This window comes from Anaerobacillus sp. QJM3NY_32 (assembly GCF_056173645.1).
In genome coordinates, this window is the sequence record NZ_CM149684.1 from 376187 (window position 1) to 397456 (window position 21270).

The 21270-nt window shown below is 38.6% G+C and carries 16 protein-coding genes; 9 read left to right on the forward strand and 7 right to left on the reverse strand.

Features of this window, described 5'->3' with window-relative positions; translation table 11 throughout:
- Positions 1–25: 25 nt before the first annotated feature.
- The 3 genes from AC0VYH_RS02045 to AC0VYH_RS02055 form a co-directional block, all read right to left on the reverse strand.
- Positions 26–1339, reverse strand: coding sequence for an alanine/glycine:cation symporter family protein (locus tag AC0VYH_RS02045; RefSeq protein WP_475367444.1), 1314 nt, complete (start codon positions 1337–1339; stop codon positions 26–28).
- 98 nt (positions 1340–1437) lie between these two features.
- The gene (locus AC0VYH_RS02050; protein ID WP_430241604.1) at positions 1438–2628 is read right to left on the reverse strand and encodes an MFS transporter; all 1191 of its coding nucleotides are present in this window, start codon (positions 2626–2628) and stop codon (positions 1438–1440) included.
- The gene (locus AC0VYH_RS02055; protein ID WP_475366421.1) at positions 2621–3052 is read right to left on the reverse strand and encodes a MarR family winged helix-turn-helix transcriptional regulator; all 432 of its coding nucleotides are present in this window, start codon (positions 3050–3052) and stop codon (positions 2621–2623) included. Before AC0VYH_RS02055 ends, AC0VYH_RS02050 begins: the two co-directional genes overlap by 8 nt.
- A 327-nt stretch (positions 3053–3379) precedes the next feature.
- On the opposite strand from AC0VYH_RS02055, the gene AC0VYH_RS02060 reads away from it, so the two are divergent.
- The 6 genes from AC0VYH_RS02060 to AC0VYH_RS02085 all read left to right on the forward strand — a co-directional run bounded on the left by AC0VYH_RS02060 (position 3380) and on the right by AC0VYH_RS02085 (position 14085).
- Positions 3380–4978, forward strand: a complete 1599-nt coding sequence (locus AC0VYH_RS02060) for a GGDEF domain-containing response regulator (protein WP_475373225.1) — start codon at positions 3380–3382, stop codon at positions 4976–4978.
- Between the two features lie 25 nt (positions 4979–5003).
- Positions 5004–6050: a HEAT repeat domain-containing protein gene (locus AC0VYH_RS02065; RefSeq protein WP_475366423.1), complete on the forward strand. Its 1047-nt coding sequence runs from the start codon at positions 5004–5006 to the stop codon at positions 6048–6050.
- A 49-nt stretch (positions 6051–6099) separates the two neighbouring features.
- Positions 6100–7452, forward strand: a complete 1353-nt coding sequence (locus tag AC0VYH_RS02070; protein ID WP_475367445.1) for a glycosyltransferase family 2 protein — start codon at positions 6100–6102, stop codon at positions 7450–7452.
- Entirely contained in the window at positions 7453–10737 is a 3285-nt protein-coding gene (locus tag AC0VYH_RS02075; RefSeq protein WP_475366424.1) for a hypothetical protein, read from the forward strand.
- A gap of 101 nt (positions 10738–10838) precedes the next feature.
- Complete coding sequence (locus tag AC0VYH_RS02080) at positions 10839–11204, forward strand: response regulator transcription factor (RefSeq protein ID WP_430241595.1); 366 nt, start codon at positions 10839–10841, stop codon at positions 11202–11204.
- Positions 11197–14085 carry an ATP-binding protein gene (locus AC0VYH_RS02085; RefSeq protein WP_475373226.1) on the forward strand — a complete coding sequence of 963 codons (2889 nt, stop codon included), beginning with the start codon at positions 11197–11199 and terminating at the stop codon, positions 14083–14085. The genes AC0VYH_RS02080 and AC0VYH_RS02085 overlap by 8 nt, the downstream gene beginning before the upstream one ends.
- A gap of 18 nt (positions 14086–14103) precedes the next feature.
- Here AC0VYH_RS02085 and AC0VYH_RS02090 read toward each other — a convergent pair whose 3' ends face one another.
- Positions 14104–15660, reverse strand: coding sequence for an ABC-F family ATP-binding cassette domain-containing protein (locus tag AC0VYH_RS02090; protein WP_303533822.1), 1557 nt, complete (start codon positions 15658–15660; stop codon positions 14104–14106).
- A gap of 272 nt (positions 15661–15932) precedes the next feature.
- Here AC0VYH_RS02090 and AC0VYH_RS02095 point away from each other — a divergent pair, with 272 nt between their 5' ends.
- Positions 15933–17111: an endonuclease gene (locus AC0VYH_RS02095; RefSeq protein ID WP_475366426.1), complete on the forward strand. Its 1179-nt coding sequence runs from the start codon at positions 15933–15935 to the stop codon at positions 17109–17111.
- 38 nt (positions 17112–17149) lie between these two features.
- On the opposite strand, the gene AC0VYH_RS02100 is transcribed toward AC0VYH_RS02095, so the two are convergent.
- Both AC0VYH_RS02100 and AC0VYH_RS02105 read right to left on the reverse strand, forming a co-directional pair.
- Positions 17150–18040, reverse strand: coding sequence for a manganese catalase family protein (locus tag AC0VYH_RS02100; RefSeq protein WP_475366427.1), 891 nt, complete (start codon positions 18038–18040; stop codon positions 17150–17152).
- Between the two features lie 13 nt (positions 18041–18053).
- Positions 18054–18266 (reverse strand): YuzF family protein, encoded by a 213-nt coding sequence (locus AC0VYH_RS02105; protein ID WP_242057324.1) that lies wholly within the window; start codon positions 18264–18266, stop codon positions 18054–18056.
- A 135-nt stretch (positions 18267–18401) separates the two neighbouring features.
- Here AC0VYH_RS02105 and AC0VYH_RS02110 point away from each other — a divergent pair, with 135 nt between their 5' ends.
- Positions 18402–18848 (forward strand): staygreen family protein, encoded by a 447-nt coding sequence (locus AC0VYH_RS02110; RefSeq protein ID WP_475366428.1) that lies wholly within the window; start codon positions 18402–18404, stop codon positions 18846–18848.
- Positions 18849–18911: 63 nt separating this feature from the next.
- On the opposite strand, the gene AC0VYH_RS02115 is transcribed toward AC0VYH_RS02110, so the two are convergent.
- The gene (locus AC0VYH_RS02115; RefSeq protein ID WP_475366429.1) at positions 18912–19628 is read right to left on the reverse strand and encodes a 3-ketoacyl-ACP reductase; all 717 of its coding nucleotides are present in this window, start codon (positions 19626–19628) and stop codon (positions 18912–18914) included.
- A gap of 207 nt (positions 19629–19835) precedes the next feature.
- Here AC0VYH_RS02115 and AC0VYH_RS02120 point away from each other — a divergent pair, with 207 nt between their 5' ends.
- Entirely contained in the window at positions 19836–21200 is a 1365-nt protein-coding gene (locus tag AC0VYH_RS02120) for a sigma-54 interaction domain-containing protein (RefSeq protein WP_475366430.1), read from the forward strand.
- Positions 21201–21270: the final 70 nt, after the last annotated feature.

Below are 21270 nucleotides of genomic sequence, written 5' to 3' on the forward strand. Positions count from 1 at the left end.
AAGCGATGCAGCTGCATCGCTTTTTTTATTGAGAAAGCTCTTTATATGATTTTTTTACGACGCTACTTAAAGCGATCAGGGCAATGACGTTGGGCAACACCATGAATGCATTAAATGTATCGGCAAGCTGCCATACGAACGGCACATTTAAAACAGTTCCTAGGACGATGAAAACAAGAACAGCACCACGATAGTAAGGGACGCTTTTTTGTCCAAATAAATAATTTACATTTGTTTCGCCAAAGTAAGCCCAGCCTAAAATTGTTGTGAAACTAAAGAACAAAAGACTAAATGCAATAAAGTAAACACCAAAGCCCCCTAGGCCACTAGTGAAACTAGCTTGCGTTAATTCAATTCCAGTAAGGTTAGAACTTGCCCCGTCCGTTACAAGAATCACGAGTGCTGTAACGGTACAAATAATCACGGTATCGATGAGAACACCGACCATAGCTACAAATCCTTGCTGTGCAGGGTGTTTCACTTCTGCCACTGCGTGGGCATGAGGTGTTGACCCCATACCTGCTTCATTTGAGAATAGCCCTCTTGCAACCCCGTACCGAATCGCTTCTTTTATCGAGGCACCAAGCACTCCGCCTCCAGCTGATTCTGGAGTGAATGCCGATTCAACGATAAGTGATAGTGCTGGAAGTACTTGATCGAAATGTATGACAAGAATGATAAGAGCTCCGATAATGTAGAGTAACGCCATAATCGGAACGACATTGCCTGCAAATCGAGCAATTCGATTGATACCACCGAATAGTATTAAACTAATTAAAATCGCTACACCTATGCCGATCGCAATTGGTGGAATTTGAAATGCGGTTTGAAAAGCCTCGGCTATTGAATTAGATTGCACCATATTCCCAACAAAACCAAGCGCACAAATGATCGCAATCGCAAAGAAGGCGGCTAATTTTTTACTACCTAGACCGTCGCGAATATAGTAAGCGGGTCCACCTTTTACGACCCCATTTTCTTTTACGCGAAATTTCTGAGCTAGTACAGCTTCAGCAAAGATCGTCGCCATACCAAGAAAGGAAGAGATCCACATCCAAAAAATAGCTCCTGGTCCCCCAGCTGCAATAGCAGTGGCTACTCCGGCTAAATTCCCAGTCCCTACTTGAGCCGCAATGGCTGTTGAGAGGGCCTGGTAAGACGAAATACCTTTTTGTTTCTTTTTTGAAAACAGGGGCCCAAATGTTTGGCGAAATCCTTCTTTTAAGCCTGTAAACTGGATAAAACCAAGACGTATCGTGAAAAACAACCCAGTTCCAAGGAGGAGGGAAATCATTATGGGTCCCCAAAGAACCGCGTTAATTGCTTCTATTACTTGCACTGTTGTCAACTCGCTCTCATGAAAAAATAAGATTCTCCCATAATAGCTTACTTTTTCACTATACTTCAACCCATTAAATCGCTATGGTATACATTTCCTTAATAATTAGTTTGTGATCGAAGTTGTTTTCTCGAACTTTTTTGTTTCTGAATCCATTGATAGAAGAACAGAATACCAATCACAAAGAGCCCTAGAATCATGTAGAGATTAGCATAACCGAGAGAAGTCACAATGATGCCGAGTACGAATGACCCCGTTGCGATTCCAGTATCGAAAAAGGTGAAAAAAGTTGCCGTTGCATGCGCGCTTCTTGATTCGGGAGCTGCTTGGATAGCAAGTGTTTGGAAGCTTGGTACAATCGAACCGTATCCTAACCCGATCAATGCCCCTGCAAGAAGTAACATCCATGCTTGTGTTGTAAAACTAAGAGTTACGAGACCAAGAGCAAACAAAACAAATGCAGGAAGAATGACAGTATTAGGTCCTCTTAAATCAAACATCCTGCCAGTGAATGGTCGTGAGACAAGCATAGCTACAGCGAATACTGCGAAAAAGAATCCCGCAGCTTCAAGAAGACCGATTGATTTCGCGTATAGAGAGATAAATGAAATGACGCTTGCATAAGAGAAAGCAACAAAGAGTCCAACGATTGCAATTGGGAATGATTTTATTTCGAAAAGATCATCAAATGATAATTTTTTCTTAGGTATAGGTTCGGTATTTTCTATGGCTTTTACGCCTAGTGTGCAAAGAACCCCTATCACCATTATGGTACTTAATACAAGGAATATTGTTATATATGAAACATATTGAAGAAGCGTTAGGGCGAGGAAGGGACCAGTAACAACTGCAAGGTTCATAGACATTGCGAAATAACCCAAACCTTCTCCACGTCGTTCTCTTGGAATTGTGTCTGCAGCAATTGCTCCGGCTGCCGTGGTAACAATACTAAACCATACACCGTGAAAGAATCGTAGTAAGAGTAAAGCATAATAGTTGTCTACTAATGGATAGATAAAAGAAGCCGCAGCAAATAGAGAAGCACTCGTTACGAGCATTTTCTTTTTGCCAAACCGATCAATCAATTTTCCAGAGAAAGGGCGAACAATAATAGCAGATAGTAAGAAAATCGTAATAATAAGACCTGCTTGAGATTCGCTTCCGCCAAGTTCCTCTGTAACGTATATAGGGAGTAAGGTTAGAAGTGCATAGAAAACAATGAAGATAAATAGATTACTAGTTGAGATATTTAAAAAGCTTTTTGTCCAAATCGGTTGTTTATTAGACATGTGTTTTCTCTCCTTTCTGTTGCCCTATTTTGTTTAGAAGATGATAAAAGTGAATCTGCTCTTCAGTTGATAGGTGTTGAAGGAGGGATTCTTCCATCTCTTTAATAGAATCTTTTATGGTAGGCAAAAGCCCTTCTGCCTCATGAGTAAGACTAACAATGCGTTCACGCTTATCGGAACCTTCCATTCGATTAATCCAGTTATTTTGTTCCATTCGAACAAGAGTACGAGTGGTAGTTGGCGCTTCAACATTTAAGTATTTCCAGATATCTGTCTGTTTCATAGGACCGAATTGATCAAGACAATAGAGAATCGTCCATTGTGAACTATACAAGTTATACTCTTTCAATAGCTCGTTTACTTCTTTTGTGATGTGTCGCACTTGTTGATTTAACGAATGAAAAATATCGCTTGTTGAAATCATGTTAATCTCCTTTTGTTTACCTGGGTAAATAATTCGCATAGATACTAGTGTACCTAAGGAAGTAAACTTTGTAAACAAATGTCGTTTGCAATGAGATAAGACTCTATTAAATTTATTAACATAACCTCGCTGTTAGTTAATGGAAGATTCACTTTGATATATACGATGATAAAAAAAGGTGTAGAAAGGTATGAATCGAAAGATAGAAGTTTATAAAATGTGGAAAAAATACACAATCTTTGTTGTGGAACATCTAAAACTAAATTATGATGAGAGTATTTAGTAATTCGACAAAATTCACTCTTATTTGAAAGAGGAGGCTTTACATTGGAGAAATATAAAAAGAAGTTTGTTTCTAATATGAAAGAGAAATATGACGAGATGATAGCAGCAAATGAGAGTATAACAGAGATGGAATTATATAAGTTTTTACATACGTTTAAAGGTACTGCTGGGACAGTTGGATATAAAGTATCCGCTGATAAAGCGGAAGAGTTGCTGATGAAGATGGATTTAGAAAGCGAAAGAACCCTAACAAATGAAGAAACAACTCAATTATTAAATAGTGTGATGGAGGAAATTCTCGAAGCGGCTGTTGAGAACAAAGGTAAGGATGAAGAAGCAAATGTTCAGAAGATGATTATGCTTATCAACCAAAATCCGATGACGTTAATTGAGCGGAAAGCTCAGCTTGAGAAGGAAGGATACATCGTCTTTGCAGCGATGGACCTTAAAAAGGCGCAAACGGCCTTATACGATATGCACCCTGACTGTATTATTGTAGATTATCTTTTAATCAAATTAGACAAATCAGGAATTGCCAAAGAAGTTAGAGAAAAAGCAGAGCTACAGTTTACTCCGTTAATTATGACAGATACAGAAAATTCGATATCTAATCGTATCGACGGTTATCGATTTGGAGCAGATGACTTTTTTGATGTAGATATAACCTTAGAGGAATATTTATTAAGGGTTAATGGGAAAATTTCCAAAAGAAAAAACATTGTTCATTCTGTATTAACAGACGAATTGACGGGTGCCTACAATCGGAAATTTCTTGATAGCCAACTGAATTATATGCGCTATGACCTTGTCCGAAATGGGGAAAAAGCTTCATTAGCCATTTTTGATATAGACCATTTTAAATCTATTAACGACCGTTTCGGTCACTTAATTGGGGATCAGGTGCTAAGAAAATTATCAAAATTTATTATGGATGAAAAAAGACGTACTGATACATTGATTCGATACGGTGGTGAAGAATTTGTCTTGATTTTACCTGATACAACATCTATTCAGGCTGATAAATTTCTTCAACGTTTATTAAGTGGATTTCGTTCAAAAGTATTTCGGGTTAAAGAAGAAAGATTCTCTGTTACATTCTCTGGCGGGATCGTTGACATTGATGGTTCTTCTTCCAACAAAAAGCTATTAAATCAAGCGGATGAAGCGCTGTATCGAGCAAAGGCAAACGGGCGAAATCAAATGGTTATTTATGAAAGTGATTTAACTAATACAAAGCCTATTAAGACGATTCGAATTGCTGTTGTTGATGATGACGAAATTATCAGAACATTACTCACTTCTCAACTTCAACAGCTTCAACCAGAAGGAAATTATGAAATTGAAGTGAAAAGCTATCGTGAAGGAGAAAGTTTCTTTGAAGATAGCTGGCACAAAGCCGGTTCTTCTTGTCTTGTTCTACTTGATGGCATTATGCCAAGAATGGATGGGATTGAGGTATTGCGCAAGTTACGTAAGGAGAGTAGTCAAAACCAATACACTGTTATGATGCTGACGGGTCGTAAAGCAGAAAAAGATATAGTTAAAGCTTTAGAGCTTGGTGCCGATGATTATATTACAAAGCCATTTAGCATGGGCGAATTAGAAGCTAGAATTAGAAGGTTAATTCAAAAAATGCTATAAGAGAAAGATTGAGGCGAATGTAGATATGAGTGCAGTTTTTATTATTTTTCAAGTGTTTGTAATTCTTTTTATTGCTTTAACGGCCCTATTCCTCTTCCTTGTAGGTCAGAAAGTTCGATCTAACCGGTTCGAACAGAAGAAAGCAGATTGGAAAGTTTACTACTTAGAGCACATGAGCCCGTATATGCAAGGCTACGGAGAACTCCAGTTACCGAAAGAACCTTATATGATTGAAGCTTTTGAGGATGTTCTGACCCGCTACTATTCTCTAATGAAAGGGGATAACGATACCTCACGCAGAATTGAAGAACTTGCTGAGACAACCCTTGAAGATTATTACAAGAAAAGATTACTTCATAACCGATGGAGTATACGAATGAATACCCTCCATCGGATTGAGAAGTTTCGTATGATCACGCTAGTTGAGCAATGTGTCAGTCTTTATAAAGAAAAACGCACGAGTGAACTGGAGTCTATTCAGGTATTACGCATACTTGCGAATCTACAGGATGAGCGCATCTATACGATTCTATTAAATGAGGAAAAAGAATATCCTACCTTTTATTATTTGGACTTGTTTGGAAGATTAGATGAAGATCTATTAGACCGCTTTATTGGAACAATAGAAGAGTTTCCACAATGGATTCAGTTGTCGCTTATTGAAGCCATGGGGGATAGTGCAGAATACAAGTATTTGCCCACAATTGAATCTTTCATAGACTCTAAAGACACAGAATTTCGAATACGTGCTCTTAAATCTCTTGTTAAGTACGGGTATATTACAAATGCGAACAAAATCAAACCCTCTTTGCACGCGTCAAGCTGGCAAGAGAGAATGATGGCTGCTAGATTGGTCAAGCCATTAAAGGATAGTCGCTTCTTAGATGATCTGTTAATCCTTCTTACTGATGAAAACTGGTGGGTTAGAACTACTGCTGCCGAGTCTATTATTGTGCAGCAGAACGGCGGGGCAATCTTAGAAGATGTTGCCGCTACTCATGTCGATCGGTTTGCGCGTGATGCAGCGAAGGAATGGCTGCTTAGAAAGGGGAGAAACAGTGTCTATCGCTAGTATTTTTTCAACATTACTTCTTATATTTACAATTTTTGTGGCAATCTATATGGTTGGAATTATCATTTTCTATTTCATCCTTTTTCTTATTTCTTCTGTTCAACTTCGCAAAGAATATAAGCTCGATCAATTTGAGCCATATGAGGAGTTAGCTCAATCCTCCTTTACGAGACCTGTATCTATTCTTGTTCCTGCATACAACGAGGAAGCTGGAATTGTGCCAAGCGTTCGTTCACTCCTTAGTATCAATTATCCTGAGTACGAAGTAGTAGTGATTAATGATGGGTCTAAAGATAAAACATTAGAATCTGTTATTGAATCATTTGAAATGGTAAAGGTTGAGAAAGTGATTCGCAAACAGATTAAGTCTAGTGAAATTATTTCTGTCTATCAATCTACTATTTATGAGAACTTATACGCAATTGACAAAGTGAATGGCGGAAAAGCAGATGCTCTCAATGCAGGAATAAACGTTGCTCATTATCCATACTTCTGCTCTCTGGATGGCGATTCTATTATCGAACGAGATGCTTTTGCTAAAGTAATGAAACCGATTATTGATTCTAAAGAAGAAATTGTAGCAGTAGGAGGGAGCGTAAGAATAGCTAACGGTTGTACAATTGAACGTGGAGAAGTCATGAAGGTTGCCCTTTCTAAAAGTCCTCTCGTTGTCATGCAGGTTATTGAGTACTTCCGAGCGTTCCTTATGGGGAGAATTGGCCTTTCAAAACATAATCTCTTATTAATTATCTCTGGAGCGTTTGGCGTCTTCCATCGCGAGAGTGTTGTTAAGGTAAACGGCTATCGAACGGACACCGTTGGAGAAGATATGGACCTAGTAGTCAGGCTTCATAAATTAATCAAAGAAGAAAAATCAGGGAAGAGAATTGTTTATGTTCCTGATCCTGTTTGCTGGACTGAAGCACCGGAATCTACGAAGATTTTAAGGAGACAAAGGAGTAGATGGCATAGAGGTCTTTTTGAGAGCCTTTGGCATAACAAGAAAATGCTAGGAAACCCTAAGTACGGTCTTGTTGGTACTGTTTCAATGCCATACTTCTTAATTGTCGAATTTCTAGGGCCTGTCATTGAATTACTTGGGTATATTATTATGGTTATTTCACCATTTGTTGGTGGTATTTATACTTCCTTTGCTGTGCTTCTGTTCTTGCTCGCAGTCATCTATGGTTCTCTCTTATCGATGAGTGCAGTGCTACTAGAAGAATGGAGCTTAAGACGATATACAAGAGTACAAGATTTAGTACGGTTGTATTTCTATTCTCTTTCTGAAGCGTTCTGGTTTCGGCCATTGACCGTGTTTTGGAGAGTCGAAGGTATTATTCAGCTGATTCGTGGAAACACAAGCTGGGGTGAAATGAGCAGAAAAGGGGTTTCAAAATAAGTGCGTAGTATAAAGCGAACAACAATTATTAGTTTTGTAGTGGGGTTACTAGCTTTAGGACTTATTCTAATGTTTCCTGTTCTTTATTGGTATATGGAGGATGAGACTAGGAAAGATGTATTTATTATTGATAAAACTATCCCTGATGAAACCTATCGTGAACACAAAGGTCTAACATGGGTTATGAATCACGAGAAGTGGGTGAAAGGGGATGGGACTCCTTACTCAGAAGTAGAGGATTATACAGGATTCCGACCAGAAGATGAAGAAGACTATACGATTGATTCCTTCCCCGAAACACTTGTAGGACAGGACTTAATTTATCTTGCTGATTCATATGGAGTATACGAAGAAGAATGGTTTGGGAAGGCGTCTGAGGGTGATCGGTCAGATATAATCTACGGAGGAATGAAGCAAGAAGAAGTTAGTTTGATATCTGAAGCTGTACAGCAGGGATCTACATTTGTTGCGGAGTTTAATGCATTTGGTAGCCCGACTGATGATAAGGCGAGAGAGGGTCTATATTCTATTCTGAATCTGGAGTGGTCCGGGTGGATCGGTCGTTATTTCGATGACCTATCAGCAGATGGTGAAGTTCCAGGATGGGCTATTAGTAACTATGAAAAACAGAATGAAGAAGAATGGGATTTTTCGGATCAAGGATTAATTTTTGTGAATGAAGATGATTCGATCATTGTTATTGAAAAAGATGAGGTTGGAAATGATACCGTACAATTCTCATTCAATGACCAAGGTAAGAAATGGTTTGAAGATTCCTTAGTAAAGGACTCTATGTCTTATCATTACTGGTTTGATATTGTGGAGCCAATCAACGAAGAAGAGGTTCTTGCAAATTATACATTAGATGTTACTCAAGAAGCAGAAGATTTGTTGGTGGAAACTGGAATTCCGCTTTCTTTTCCCGCTGTTATGAAGCATAACCAATCTTACTATTTTGCAGGAGATTTCGCAGATCGCGATACAGATTCGAATTTCTATCAGTATAAATGGCTTCCTTCTATTAATCGTTTATTGTTGAGTGGAGATGATGAAAGTCTCGAATCGTTTTATTGGAAAATATACACCCCTATGATGGAGACTGTGCTTGAAAACTTAAAAAATATTGAAACAAAACAGGAAGCTAAAAGTTTAGATATTCAATCAATCGAAGGTATCCAGGTGGCAGGTAAAGTTGGAAAAGACAAAATTCAGGTGTTTCAAGATGGTGAATGGGCCGATCTCATTATTAAAGGTGTAAATATGGGTATTGCAAAACCAGGTTATTTTCCTGGTGAGGCAGCTATTACGAAATCAGAGTATAAAAGATGGTTTAATCAAATTGCTGAGATGAATGCAAATGCAGTTCGTGTCTACACAATTCACCCACCAGCTTTCTACGAAGCCTTGTTAGAACATAACCAAGAAGCTGACACACCGTTATACATATTCCATGGTGTATGGGTAGAAGAAGAACCGCTTATTGAAACTCAAGATGCATATGCTAATGAGAACGTTCAACTGCTTAAGAAAGCAATGGAGGATACGGTCGACCTAATACATGGTAATGCAACGATTAAGGAGAAAGTTGGTCATGCAAACGGGCGTTACACAGCTGATGTTTCACCATATGTACTTGGATGGGTTCTCGGTATCGAATGGGATCCGAAAGTTGTTGTTTCAACGAACGAGAAGAATAATGATATGGAGCAATATGATGGAGACTATCTTAATACAAAAGAAGCGAGCCCTTTTGAGATATGGATAGCGAAGATGATGGATGACACGATTGGATATGAAATGGAGAAGTACAATTGGCAAAGGCCAGTTAGCTTTACAAACTGGGTGACAACCGACTTACTTGAGCATCCAGCAGAACCATCGGAAGAAGAAGATTTAGTTTCAGTGGATCCGAATGTGATTGATTTGAAGGATAATTATTATGCGGGTCAATTTGCTTCTTATCATATTTATCCTTACTATCCGGATTTTTTGAACTATGAAGAGGAGTATGTGAATTATATTGACCAGAACGGTGAGAAAAACAACTATGCCGGTTATTTAAATGCACTTAGAAAAGTTCACACTATGCCAGTTCTTGTAGCCGAATTTGGTGTTCCAGCCTCCCGAGGTATGACTCATCGGAACGTATATGGAATGAATCAGGGCGGAAATTCCGAAGAAGAGCAAGGACTAACGGATGCGAAGCTATTTGAAAACATTGTTTCTGAAGACTATGCAGGAGGATTAGTGTTTTCTTGGCAAGATGAGTGGTTTAAACGAACGTGGAATACGATGGATTACGATAACTCGGATCGTCGTCCTTTTTGGTCAAATGACCAGACAAATGAACAACAGTTTGGGTTATTAAGTTTTGATCCAGGTGAGAAGCAAAAGATTAAAGTTGATGGAAAAGTGAAGGATTGGAATGAGGCGGGGATTAAGCCTTTATTTGAATCAAATAATAAAGATCAGAACTTACAAAACTTCTACATGACAAGTGATGAGAAATATATCTACTTCCGACTAGATTATCAAGAGATGTCCGAAGAACAATTGAAAAAGGATAAAACATTATTATTATTTGATACGATCAGTGGTCAGGGGAGTAAACAGGTTGAAGATGACCCTGAAATAAACGCATCGTCTGGAATTGATTTTATACTTAACCTTGCCGGGAAAGATCAATCAAGACTTAGCGTTCATAGCTACTATGACTCGTTTTACTACCAGTATGGTGAGGATCTTGGTTTAATCGAGAAAAAGAATTATGCGAGCAAAAAGGATAATGATGTTTTTCACCCTATTCGACTAGCCCTGAATAAACAATTAACAATTCCAAGCACAAAACAAATACTTCCATTTGAAGATTATGAAACGGGTCGTCTGACCTATGGAAATGCTAATCCAGACAGTGAAAACTTTAATTCACTTTCAGATTTTATCGTAAAAAACAATTCTATTGAAATTCGATTACCATGGGCTTTATTTAATATTAAAGATCCAAGTGATAAGGAAATGATGGGCGATATGTGGAATGGCGGACTTACTAGCTCGAAGAAAACAGATGGTTTTAAAGTAGGAGTGGTGATGTATGAGGGGGATTCAAAAGGTTCGGATTTGTCGATCTCATCTATTACTGAATCAATGCCATCTATAGATAACGGGAACCTGTCAGTTAATCAATTCTACAAATTCACATGGGACAAATGGAATGAACCTGACTATCATGAAAGATTAAAACAATCGTACTATATTATGCAAGATGAGTTTAGCCGATATAAGTAGTAGAGGGAATTTCCCTCTACTCTCTTTAATATGAAGGTATTATTAAAGGGTGTTCGTGATTTAATCTTATTAATCAATATTACAAGAAATGGGTGAATGGTTTGACTCCTCGATTATTAATAGCAGAAGATGAAGAGATTCTAAGAATGTTAATCGTTGATACACTTGAAGATGATGGGTATGACATCGATGAGGCTGAAGATGGGGCGGAAGCATACAATTTTATTCAAGATAATGACTATGATTTAGTATTACTTGATTACATGATGCCTGAGATGACTGGCCTTGAAGTTATCAAAAAAGTTCGCTCTGAAGGGAACATGGATGTCAAAATCATGATGCTAACGGCAAAAGCGCAAAAGAAAGATGAAGAGATTGCAAGAGAAGCTGGGGCGAATTATTTTATTTCAAAACCGTTTAGTCCTGTTGAGCTTGCGAGCGTCGTAGAGGATATCCTTGGTGAATAGAAGATGGAAAAGTAGTTTATCACGTCAATTTGTCTGGTTTATGAGCGGGTTTTTGTTATTGATTTTAATAGTAGCCGTAGGATTGGGCCTCTATAGTCAGTCGATTGAAAAAAAGTATGAGGAAAAAGTTGTTAACCTTCGAGAAAAGCAGCAGTACGCTGTTGAACTAGAAGATAGTTTGAATGATATGTTTTTTGAAGCACGAGGCTATCTAGGCTTTCGTTTGGATGAGCCGTTTCTCAACAATTACAAAGCCAAAAAGAATTCGATCGTCGATAAAATCAATCAGCTAGAGCCGAAATTGGAGAGTCCTGAAGAGGAAGAATATCTCACATATCTTCAAGATAAATTAATAAATTATTATAACCTTTTTGAAGAAGCGAAAAGTCAGGTAGCTAGTGATAATACAACAGGATTACAAATCTTATCTCAAAATCAAGGGGGCAGCAATCTCGTTTACAATTTAAGAGATCAAACGAGAAATTTAGTCTCTGACGTTGACAACGAAATAACCGCAACTGAGAAGAATTTAATTGATCGTTTAGCAAACTTACAAATTCTATTTGTTCTTTTTGTAGTGTTCCTGCTCTTAATAGCTACCATTCTTGCTGGGATAATGGCTCGCCGTATTGGAAAACCGCTGCAAGAGCTCGCTTTGGCCTCAAGTCAAATGTCCTCTGGTGAAAATGTAGCTGTACCACATGTTAGAAGATCAGATGAACTTGGAGAGCTTGCTAGATCATTTAATTTAATGATTACTAATATTCAACAAAACGAAAAAGCACTCATTGCATCAAATGAAACGTTGTTGGAGCAAAGCGAAGAACTTCAAAGTAGTAAAAATACCCTTGAAGAAAATGTGAAAGTAATGAACGTTCAGAAGCAAGTATTAGAACATCGTAATGAATTAAACCGTTCACTTGCTTCAACGCTAAATAAGAATGAGTTATTACAAAGTATTATTACGAACATGATTCATATCTTAAGTTCAGATAAAGGGATTATTGTGATGCTGAATCAAGGGAAAGATTATGCGTCGTTAGGCATCAGCCAGGAGAAGGTACATCAGTGGATTGATCATCTTACGGATGGACCCGGAATAAAAGCAGTTCAACAAAAGCGATATCACATTGTACAAAGACCAGCCTCAGTTGGAGAAGCAGGGTATCATGGTGATGAAGTTCTCTCAAATGATCTGTATATCCCTGTAGTTTCAAGTAATGAAGTAGTAGCTTTATTGTGCATTACTAGAACTGGGGTAGAATACAAGCCTGAAGAAGTATCGGAAATCAATGGTTTATCACGTCAAATTTCTCTTGCTTTAGATAAAATCCTATTATACGAAACAACAGAGAATGAACGACAGGTGAATAGAGAAATATTGAACACGATTCGAGAAGGAATTCAACTTGTAGACAGGGAAGGAACGACGCGTGCTGTTAATGATCAAATGTGTACAATGTTGGATGCCTGTTTTCCTGATGGCGTAGATGAAAAAACATTTGCTGAGTGGAGTTCGAAATTTCTTCTGCAAGTTGATTTAGATGATCGCGATGCAGTAAAGTCTTACGTGCATGACGTCATTGTGGGTGTTAAACCTAAGCAAAGTGAATTAATCTATCAAACAAATACAGAACCAGCGCTCTTTATTCAAATGTATTATGAGCATTTATATAATGGTGATAAATTCATTGGTTCGATTTTTGTTCACCGCGATATTACTCGTGAACATGAGGTAGATGAAATGAAAAATGAATTCGTTAGTACAGTTAGTCATGAACTTAGAACACCGCTTTCAAGTGTTCTTGGTTTTACAGAGCTTATGCTTTCAAAAGAGCTAAAACCTGAAAAGCAAAAGAAATATTTAAGCACGATTTATAAAGAAGCGAAGCGGTTAACCTCGCTGATTAATGACTTTCTTGATATACAGCGGATGGAAGCTGGAAAGCAAAATTATGACAAAACAAGAGTGAATTTGAAAGAAATTATTGAAGAAGTGCTCGATAACTATCGCGTTCATTCTCAGCTTCATTCTTTTATGATTGAAGACACAACAGATGAACATGAGATTATTGGCGATGCAGATAAGATCAAACAGGTCATCAATAATTTCATTAGCAATGCGGTAAAGTATTCTCCAGAAGGTGGGGCAATACTAACGCGATTCAGAGTAGGAGAAGGTCAGCTTTATGTGGATATTGAGGATGAGGGACTCGGAATCCCACAAGACTCTCTAGCTAAACTCTTTACGAAGTTTTATCGTGTTGATAATTCAGATCGACGCCAAATTGGTGGAACTGGGCTTGGGCTTGCTATATCAAAAGAGATTTTGTTAGCGCATGATGGTGATGTTGAAGTTACTTCTGAGCTTGGGAAAGGAAGTACATTCACACTTGTTTTTCCTCTAATAAGAGAAAGGTTGCCAATAGAACCGAAATCAGGGGAATTGGAGGATTCAGGCGTATTGATTGTAGAGGACGATGATAGCCTTGCCCTTTTATTAATGGAGGAAATTACAGAAAGTGGATTTACGGCCCATCATTGCCGCAGTGGTGAAGCCGCGATCAAAATGCTTGAGACAATGACTCCTAAAGGAATTGTGCTAGATATAATGTTAGATGGCCGCATGAGCGGATGGGATGTTTTGAAAGCCGTGAAGGAATCAGAGCGTACGAAAGATATTCCAATCTTTGTATCTACAGTAAGTGAGGAGAAGCAGCGAGGTTTTGAGTTAGGGGCAAATGACTACCTTATTAAGCCTTATCCCCCTCAAAATCTTACAAAATCATTGATTAAATCTATCGTAAACAAGAATAATAACGGTAAGATACTAGTTCCGGATTATTCGATTGAAGATATAGAAAAAGGCTTATCCGAATAATCGGATAAGCCTTTTGTTCTAAATTAATTTCGTTGTCCAATCTTCACAGTTCCATACATCTGTTGCAATGTCTTGATAGAATTCAGGTTCATGGGAGATCAGAATGATGCTACCCTTGTATTCGTTTAAAGCACGTTTCAATTCAGCTTTCGCTTCTACATCAAGATGGTTTGTTGGCTCATCAAATACGAGCAAGTTTGATTCTGTGTTCATCAATTTACAAAGTCTAAGTTTCGCTTTCTCGCCGCCGCTAAGAACGTCGACCCTGCTCTCAATATGCTTCGTTGTTAGGCCGCATTTGGATAAGGCAGCTCGAATTTGAGCCTGGCTGTAGTGGGGAAACTCTCTCCACATCTCTTCAATACAAGTGTTAGATGTTCTTGTCTTAATTTCTTGTTCAAAATAACCAGTATAAAGGTAGTCACCGAGCTCAACTGAACCTTCAATCGGCTTAATTTCCCCAAGTATACTGCGAAGAAGTGTCGTTTTACCAATCCCATTTGCACCCATAAGGGATATTTTTTGCCCTCTTTCCATTGAAAGATTTAATGGACGGGATAGTGGTTCATCGTACCCAATAACAAGATCTTTTGTTTCAAAGATGAGTTTGCCAGAAGCCCGAGCTTGCTTAAAATGAAATTCTGGTTTTGGCTTTTCTTTGGCGATCTCAATTACATCCATCTTATCAAGCTTCTTTTGTCTCGACATCGCCATGTTACGCGTTGCAACTCTTGCTTTGTTTCTCGCAACAAAATCCTTCAATTGAGAGATCTCCTGCTGCTGCTTTTTAAACGCTGCTTCAACTTGTTGTTTTTTCACTTCATATACAGATAAGAAGTTATCATAGTCACCTACGTATCTTGTTAGCTCTTGATTTTCCATGTGATAAATCAAGTTGATTACGCTATTTAAGAAAGGAATATCGTGAGAAATGAGTATAAACGCGTTCTCATATTCTTGTAAGTAACGCCTGAGCCATACGATGTGCTGCTCATCAAGAAAGTTTGTCGGTTCATCGAGAAGGAGAATATCAGGCTTCTCGAGAAGAAGTTTAGCAAGAAGGACCTTTGTTCTTTGACCACCACTTAAATCTTGTACATCTTTTTCAAGTCCGATTTCATCTAGTCCAAGCCCACGTGCAATTTCTTCTACCTTTGCATCAATTACGTAGAAATCATTGTTAGCGAGCATATCTTGCATTGTTCCTGTTTCTTCTAACAATTTTTCTAGCTCTTCTGGAGAAGCTTCCCCCATTTTCGCAAACAGCTCGTTCATTTCAGCTTCGTAATCAAATAAATACTGAAAAGCGCCTTTAAGGGCGTCACGAATCGTCATGCCTCGTTCAAGAACAGTGTGCTGATCGAGATAGCCGACTCTTACATTTTTCGACCATTCAACTGTTCCTTCATCTGGTTCTAACTTTCCAGTAATAATATTCATAAATGTCGACTTACCTTCGCCGTTAGCACCAACAAGTCCAATATGTTCGCCTTTTAGAAGACGAAATGATACATCATCAAAAATAGCACGGTCACCGAATCCGTGTGTTAGGTTTTTCACGGTTAATATACTCATAGGAAAACACCCTTTATTTATGGTTTAACAATCCTCATTGATTATATCGGACTATGGGCTGGGATGAAAGTAAGGAAGATGAGAAAACGATGGGAATTTTCGTAAAAAGCAGCCGTATAGTAAGAAAGACACAATATAAGGCGTGATGAGGCATTTGACCTATGATAAATAAAGGAACATTTACATCGTGTTTCATTTAGCTTAATAGTGTACGTTTACACTAGAGGGGCTTCATAAAACGGAGCTTTTATTTTAAAGGGGAGGGAATATGAATGAATACCACACGTCGTAGGGTTTATGGAACGGTTGCTTTTATGTTAGTTGTGTCGTTTATTATGATGTATTTCACGATTACACCATCTTTTGCTGATGGATCTGGAAATTCATTATCACCTTTTTCAGTTAATCAGGGAATAGCAAATCAAGGTAATACAGGGTCAGTTGAAGGGTATATTGTTGGAAAGCCAGTCTCAACTTCCTCCGTAACTACGTCTGACTTTTCGGATGACTATGCGATCGCGATTGCCGATCAAGTGAATGAAACAAATGTAAATGAAATGCTTTTCGTCCAGGTTCCATCAACTTTCAGAAATGATTTTGGATTGCAAAGTAATCCTAGTTTACTAGGTGAAGCTGTTGTGGTCAGTGGAAGCCTAACAGATTATTTCGCTCATACAGGAGTGAAGAGTGTTTCCAATATGGAATTAAGTGATGGTGAAGGAAGTGGGGATCCTAACGACCCAGGTGATGGAGAACCATCCCCTTACGATGATACATACTATAGCTCGGCTGTTGGTAAAACCGGTAGTGCCTTAAAATCTGAGCTGCATCTTATCATCGATGATCACAATGAGCTAACTTACAGTGAAGTTTGGGATGCCCTACGCGTGACGGATGAAGACCCAGCGAACCCGAACAATGTACTTCTCCTTTATAGTGGCAGATCTCAAAGCAAATATGAGAATGGTGGTAACGTTGACGACTGGAATCGTGAACACGTTTGGGCGAAGTCTCACGGGGATTTTGGGACATCTATGGGGCCAGGAACAGATATTCATCATTTACGCCCAACTGATGTAACAGTCAATAGCTCACGTGGTAATCTTGATTTTGATAACGGTGGATCGCCTCAATCAGAAGCACCCGGTAACTATTATGATAGTGATTCTTGGGAGCCTCGTGACAGTGTGAAAGGTGATGTAGCACGAATGATTTTCTACATGGCTGTTCGTTACGAAGGGGACAGTGGTGAAGTGGACCTTGAAGTAAATAATCTTGTAAACAATGGTTCATCACCATATATTGGGAAAGTTTCTGTATTAAAGGCATGGAATGAAATGGATCCCGTGGATTCTTTTGAAGAAAATCGAAACAATGTTATTTATGATCAGTACCAACATAATCGCAATCCGTTTATTGATCATCCAGAATGGGTGGAAGCGATCTGGTAGCAAGAAAAGAGCACCTGCCCTTAGGTAGGTGCTTTTTTCTATAAATTTCGCATTAAACGTTTTGCGATCTGTTCATAATGATCCTTAGTAATCCCTGGCGCAAATTCTTCTGGAAGATCATCTAGATTAGGAATAGGAGCTCCTTCTGGTGCCCCCTCAATCACCATTAGTTTTTCACCATTTTCCGGGTTAGTCCCTTTCCATATTTGTTTAATACCTAAGTAATCGCTATCACTCCAAGTATAAAGAACGTTGTTTAATCCTTGTTCTTCAAATTTTCGAGCATAGTCAAATTTGGAGTTATCAAGGCTCGGAATCGGAAGCATTTTTGTTAAGTCTGTACCTGTCGCGATCTCGATCGCTTTTGCGTATGCAAGTACATGAGTTCCACCACGTACGAGTAAGTAGCCAATCATTTCTCGGGCTGTAGGATGATCGGTCATTTCATAGACGCGCATCTTATGCGTTCTTGCACCAACCTCCAGAAAAAAATTATGGAGTAGGTCAAGCACTAGATTGCCGCTACTGAAGACGTAATCTCCGCGCCAGGAGTTGCCCATTCCATCTGCAGCAAGAGCTGTTTGTGCTGTAGCGACAAACTGAGCTGTATTTCGTACGTCTTTACCATTTTGTAATGGAGTTAAATCAGGTGGCGCTTGAAAAGAACTTCCTGTGGTCAACAAGTTGATCGAGGTTGTTACTAATTCCACATGTCCAAATTCTTCTGCAGTAATACTGGCAACAAGGTCATAAAAAGGCTTCAACTTTTTTTTCTCACGAAAGCTAAACGACTGGAACATGTAGTTATTTAGTGTAGACAATTCTCCAAAGCGTCCTCCAAGTAAATCCTGTACGGCAGCAGCTGCGTTTGCATCCCCATGATCTGGTATCGGAAGCTCAATTAACTGCTTATTGATTCGCTTAAACATGCGATCCCCCCCTTTAATTAGGAAATACCCAGACAATTTGTTGAATGCGAACAAAAAAAGGGGTTTCGTTCACTTGTAAAACAATATGATCTGGCATCACGGATTCGAGCATTCCTTGGAGTGAGCCATTTGTTGTTTGGACTGTAATCAATCTCCCTTCAATTGATATCAGTGTTTGATAGACGTAGGGATCTACAGAACTGATTAATTGGGGTTGTTGACTCAAATTCTCTCATCCTCTCAAAAATGTCCTTTAGCAATATTAATTTACGCACTGTATAGGTTGTCATAGTCGATAAGAATGAAATGAACCCAAATGAGTGATGACCCATAGTCTGTAAAAAGGAGGGGGAAGAGATAAGTGAAGCAGAAGCTGATGGTGACGTATCGTGATGGAATGAGAGAGAAGAACTGTGTATTAGGAAGGAAATATACATTAACACATTCCGATATAACTGGAGAATTGTTTTTAACGATTGGAAAAGAATATGCCTTTGATCGCATTTCTTCCATAAGAGATGAGGTGCTTGGAAGCTTTCGAAATGATTGTGGACTCTATTTTTACGTATATGTCTTAATTGACGATCCTACAGAAGAGGGGAGGTCGAGTATAAGAAATCGTATATTTCGAGAAGAGTTACCTGGAGCCTTATCGGCTATAAGAGTAGGAGATGAACACTTATATCAAGCATATCCAGAACTAGATAATTTACCTATTTGGGTTTACTTTGATTCAAATGAAGCACACTGGGAAGCTTACGAGTACTATGGATCACTTAGAGAATATAGAAACAGCCAGCATAAGTAGGCTGGCTGCTTCTTTCATTTAAATTAATCATGAGAATGAGAGTAACTTTTGTGAGAGTTTACCTTATGGGTTAGTTGTCCATAAACCTGCTGTTTTAATGAATACACGTTTGTTCATTTTTAGTTGAGCAACGATAAACTCAGCCATATCTTCTGGTTGAAGCATATTCTCTTGATTTCCATCTGTTAGGTTATTTTCTACTGCTAGATCCGTAGAAACGGTACTTGGTGTTAGCGCACTTACACGGATATCATGCTTGCGAACTTCTTGAGCTAGTGATTCCGTTAGACCCATAAGTCCGAACTTAGAAGCACTATAGGCGCTAGTAACTGGTGCACCTTTTTGTCCTGCTGTAGAAGAAATATTAATAATATCTCCTGATTTACGTTCAATCATATCTGGCAGTACAGCACGTGTTACATAGTAAGCGCCTAGCAAATTCACTTGAATGATCTTTTCCCACTCTGTAACTTCGAGATCCATGAAGCCACCCATTTTAGCGATACCTGCATTATTAATAAGAATGTCTACTTCGCCAAGTTCTTCTTTCAATTTAGCTACAGCTGTTGTTACTTCCTCATTAGAGGAAACATCTGCAATAGCGAAGGAAGTTTTCACACCTTCTGCTTCGATTTCTTTCGCTACGTTCTGAAGTGTCTCTTCTGTACGGGCAATCATTGCGATATTTACGCCTTCTTTTGCAAGAGCAATTGCCGATGCTCGACCAATTCCTCGAGCTGCACCTGTAATTAATGCTGTTTTTCCTTTAAGAGCTACCATGTTGTTTCCTCCCTCGTTAACTTTAAGTTCCAACGTTTATTCTATAGGGTTAGCTTTAAGCAGGAAAGAATTTTGCTTTGCGATTATAATAGTGTGATAAAATACAAAAGTGAGATTATTCAAAAATGAATAGTGAATAACTTGATAGATAAGGGATTTAATAACACATTGCAAAAGTATTCAATAATGAATAGATGAGGTGGGCGTATGGCGAAATGGAATGAATATGAGGCAATCTTTCATTCTTTACAGGAGGATATACTTGTCACAGATCCTAATGGAATCATTGTGAAAGTTAGTGAAGGAACAGGGATGGTTTATGGTGTTAACGCAAATGACTTAATGGGGAAATCAGTATATGAATTGGAACGAGAAGGTTTATTCACACCACTTGCAACGCCACTGGTGGTAAAGGATAAGAAGCGTGTTACGTTTGTGCAAACGGGTTCTGATGGCAAAAAACTGCTTGTAACAGGTTTGCCAGTGTTTGATGATGCTAAAGAGCTAGTAAGGATTGTAAGTTATTCTCATGATATTACTGAACTAATGGAAATAAAGGCCGGGATGGAAGAAATGTCTTCCGAAATGGAGCGTGTTAAAAATGAGCTTGAGCAGCTTAAGCAAAGGCAGGATGATGAAGGGCTTATTGCTAGAAGTCATGAAATGAGAAAAGTGATGGCAACAGGGAAACAAGTTGCAGGTGTGGATGTTAATGTTCTCCTTCTAGGGGAGTCCGGAGTAGGAAAGACGGAAATGGGAAGATACATTCACCACAAAAGTGATCGTAGAAATGGACCGTTTATTGAAGTGAACTGTGGAGCAATTCCTGAAGCGCTTTTTGAAGCAGAATTGTTTGGTTATGAAGAGGGGGCATTCACAGGAGCTAGAAAAGGTGGACGTATGGGGTTAGCAGAAATGGCGTCTACAGGAACACTTTTCTTAGATGAAGTCGGTGAACTTTCACTGCAAAACCAAGTGAAAGTATTAAAATTAATTCAAGAAAAACGCTTTTATCGACTTGGTGGAACAAAAGAAATTCATTCTGATTTTCGGTTGATCAGCGCAACAAATAAGGATTTGGAACAAGCTGTGCAAGAGAAAACCTTTCGAGAAGATTTATTTTTTCGGTTGAATGTCGTCCCATTGATGATCCCTCCACTAAGAGATAGAAAAGAAGATATCCTTCCGCTCATTCAATCGTTTGTCGATCATTTTTCTAGACAATATAAACGAAAGCGGATGCTAAATAAGATAGTGATGCATGAGTTAACTCAGCATGTGTGGAGGGGGAACGTTAGAGAGCTGATGAATTTAATAGAGCGTCTTATTGTTACTTCAGATGCATTCGTTATACACGAGGAAGATCTCCCTCAAACATATAAAAGTTCGAGTAAAGACTATTCAGAAATGAATAATTTTAATGAAACTTTACAAGAAACGGTTGAAAGAGTTGAGAAAGAACGACTTGAACAGGCTAGACGGCAGTTTCGAACGACGACAAGGATTGCTGATGCATTAGGGATGAGTCAACCAACAGTAGTTAGAAAACTTAAAAAATACAGAATTCCATAGGTTTTGGCATAATACTTGCATATTAAAAGAAGCAAGAAGTGAAAATTACTCTTGCTTCTTTTCTGATTTA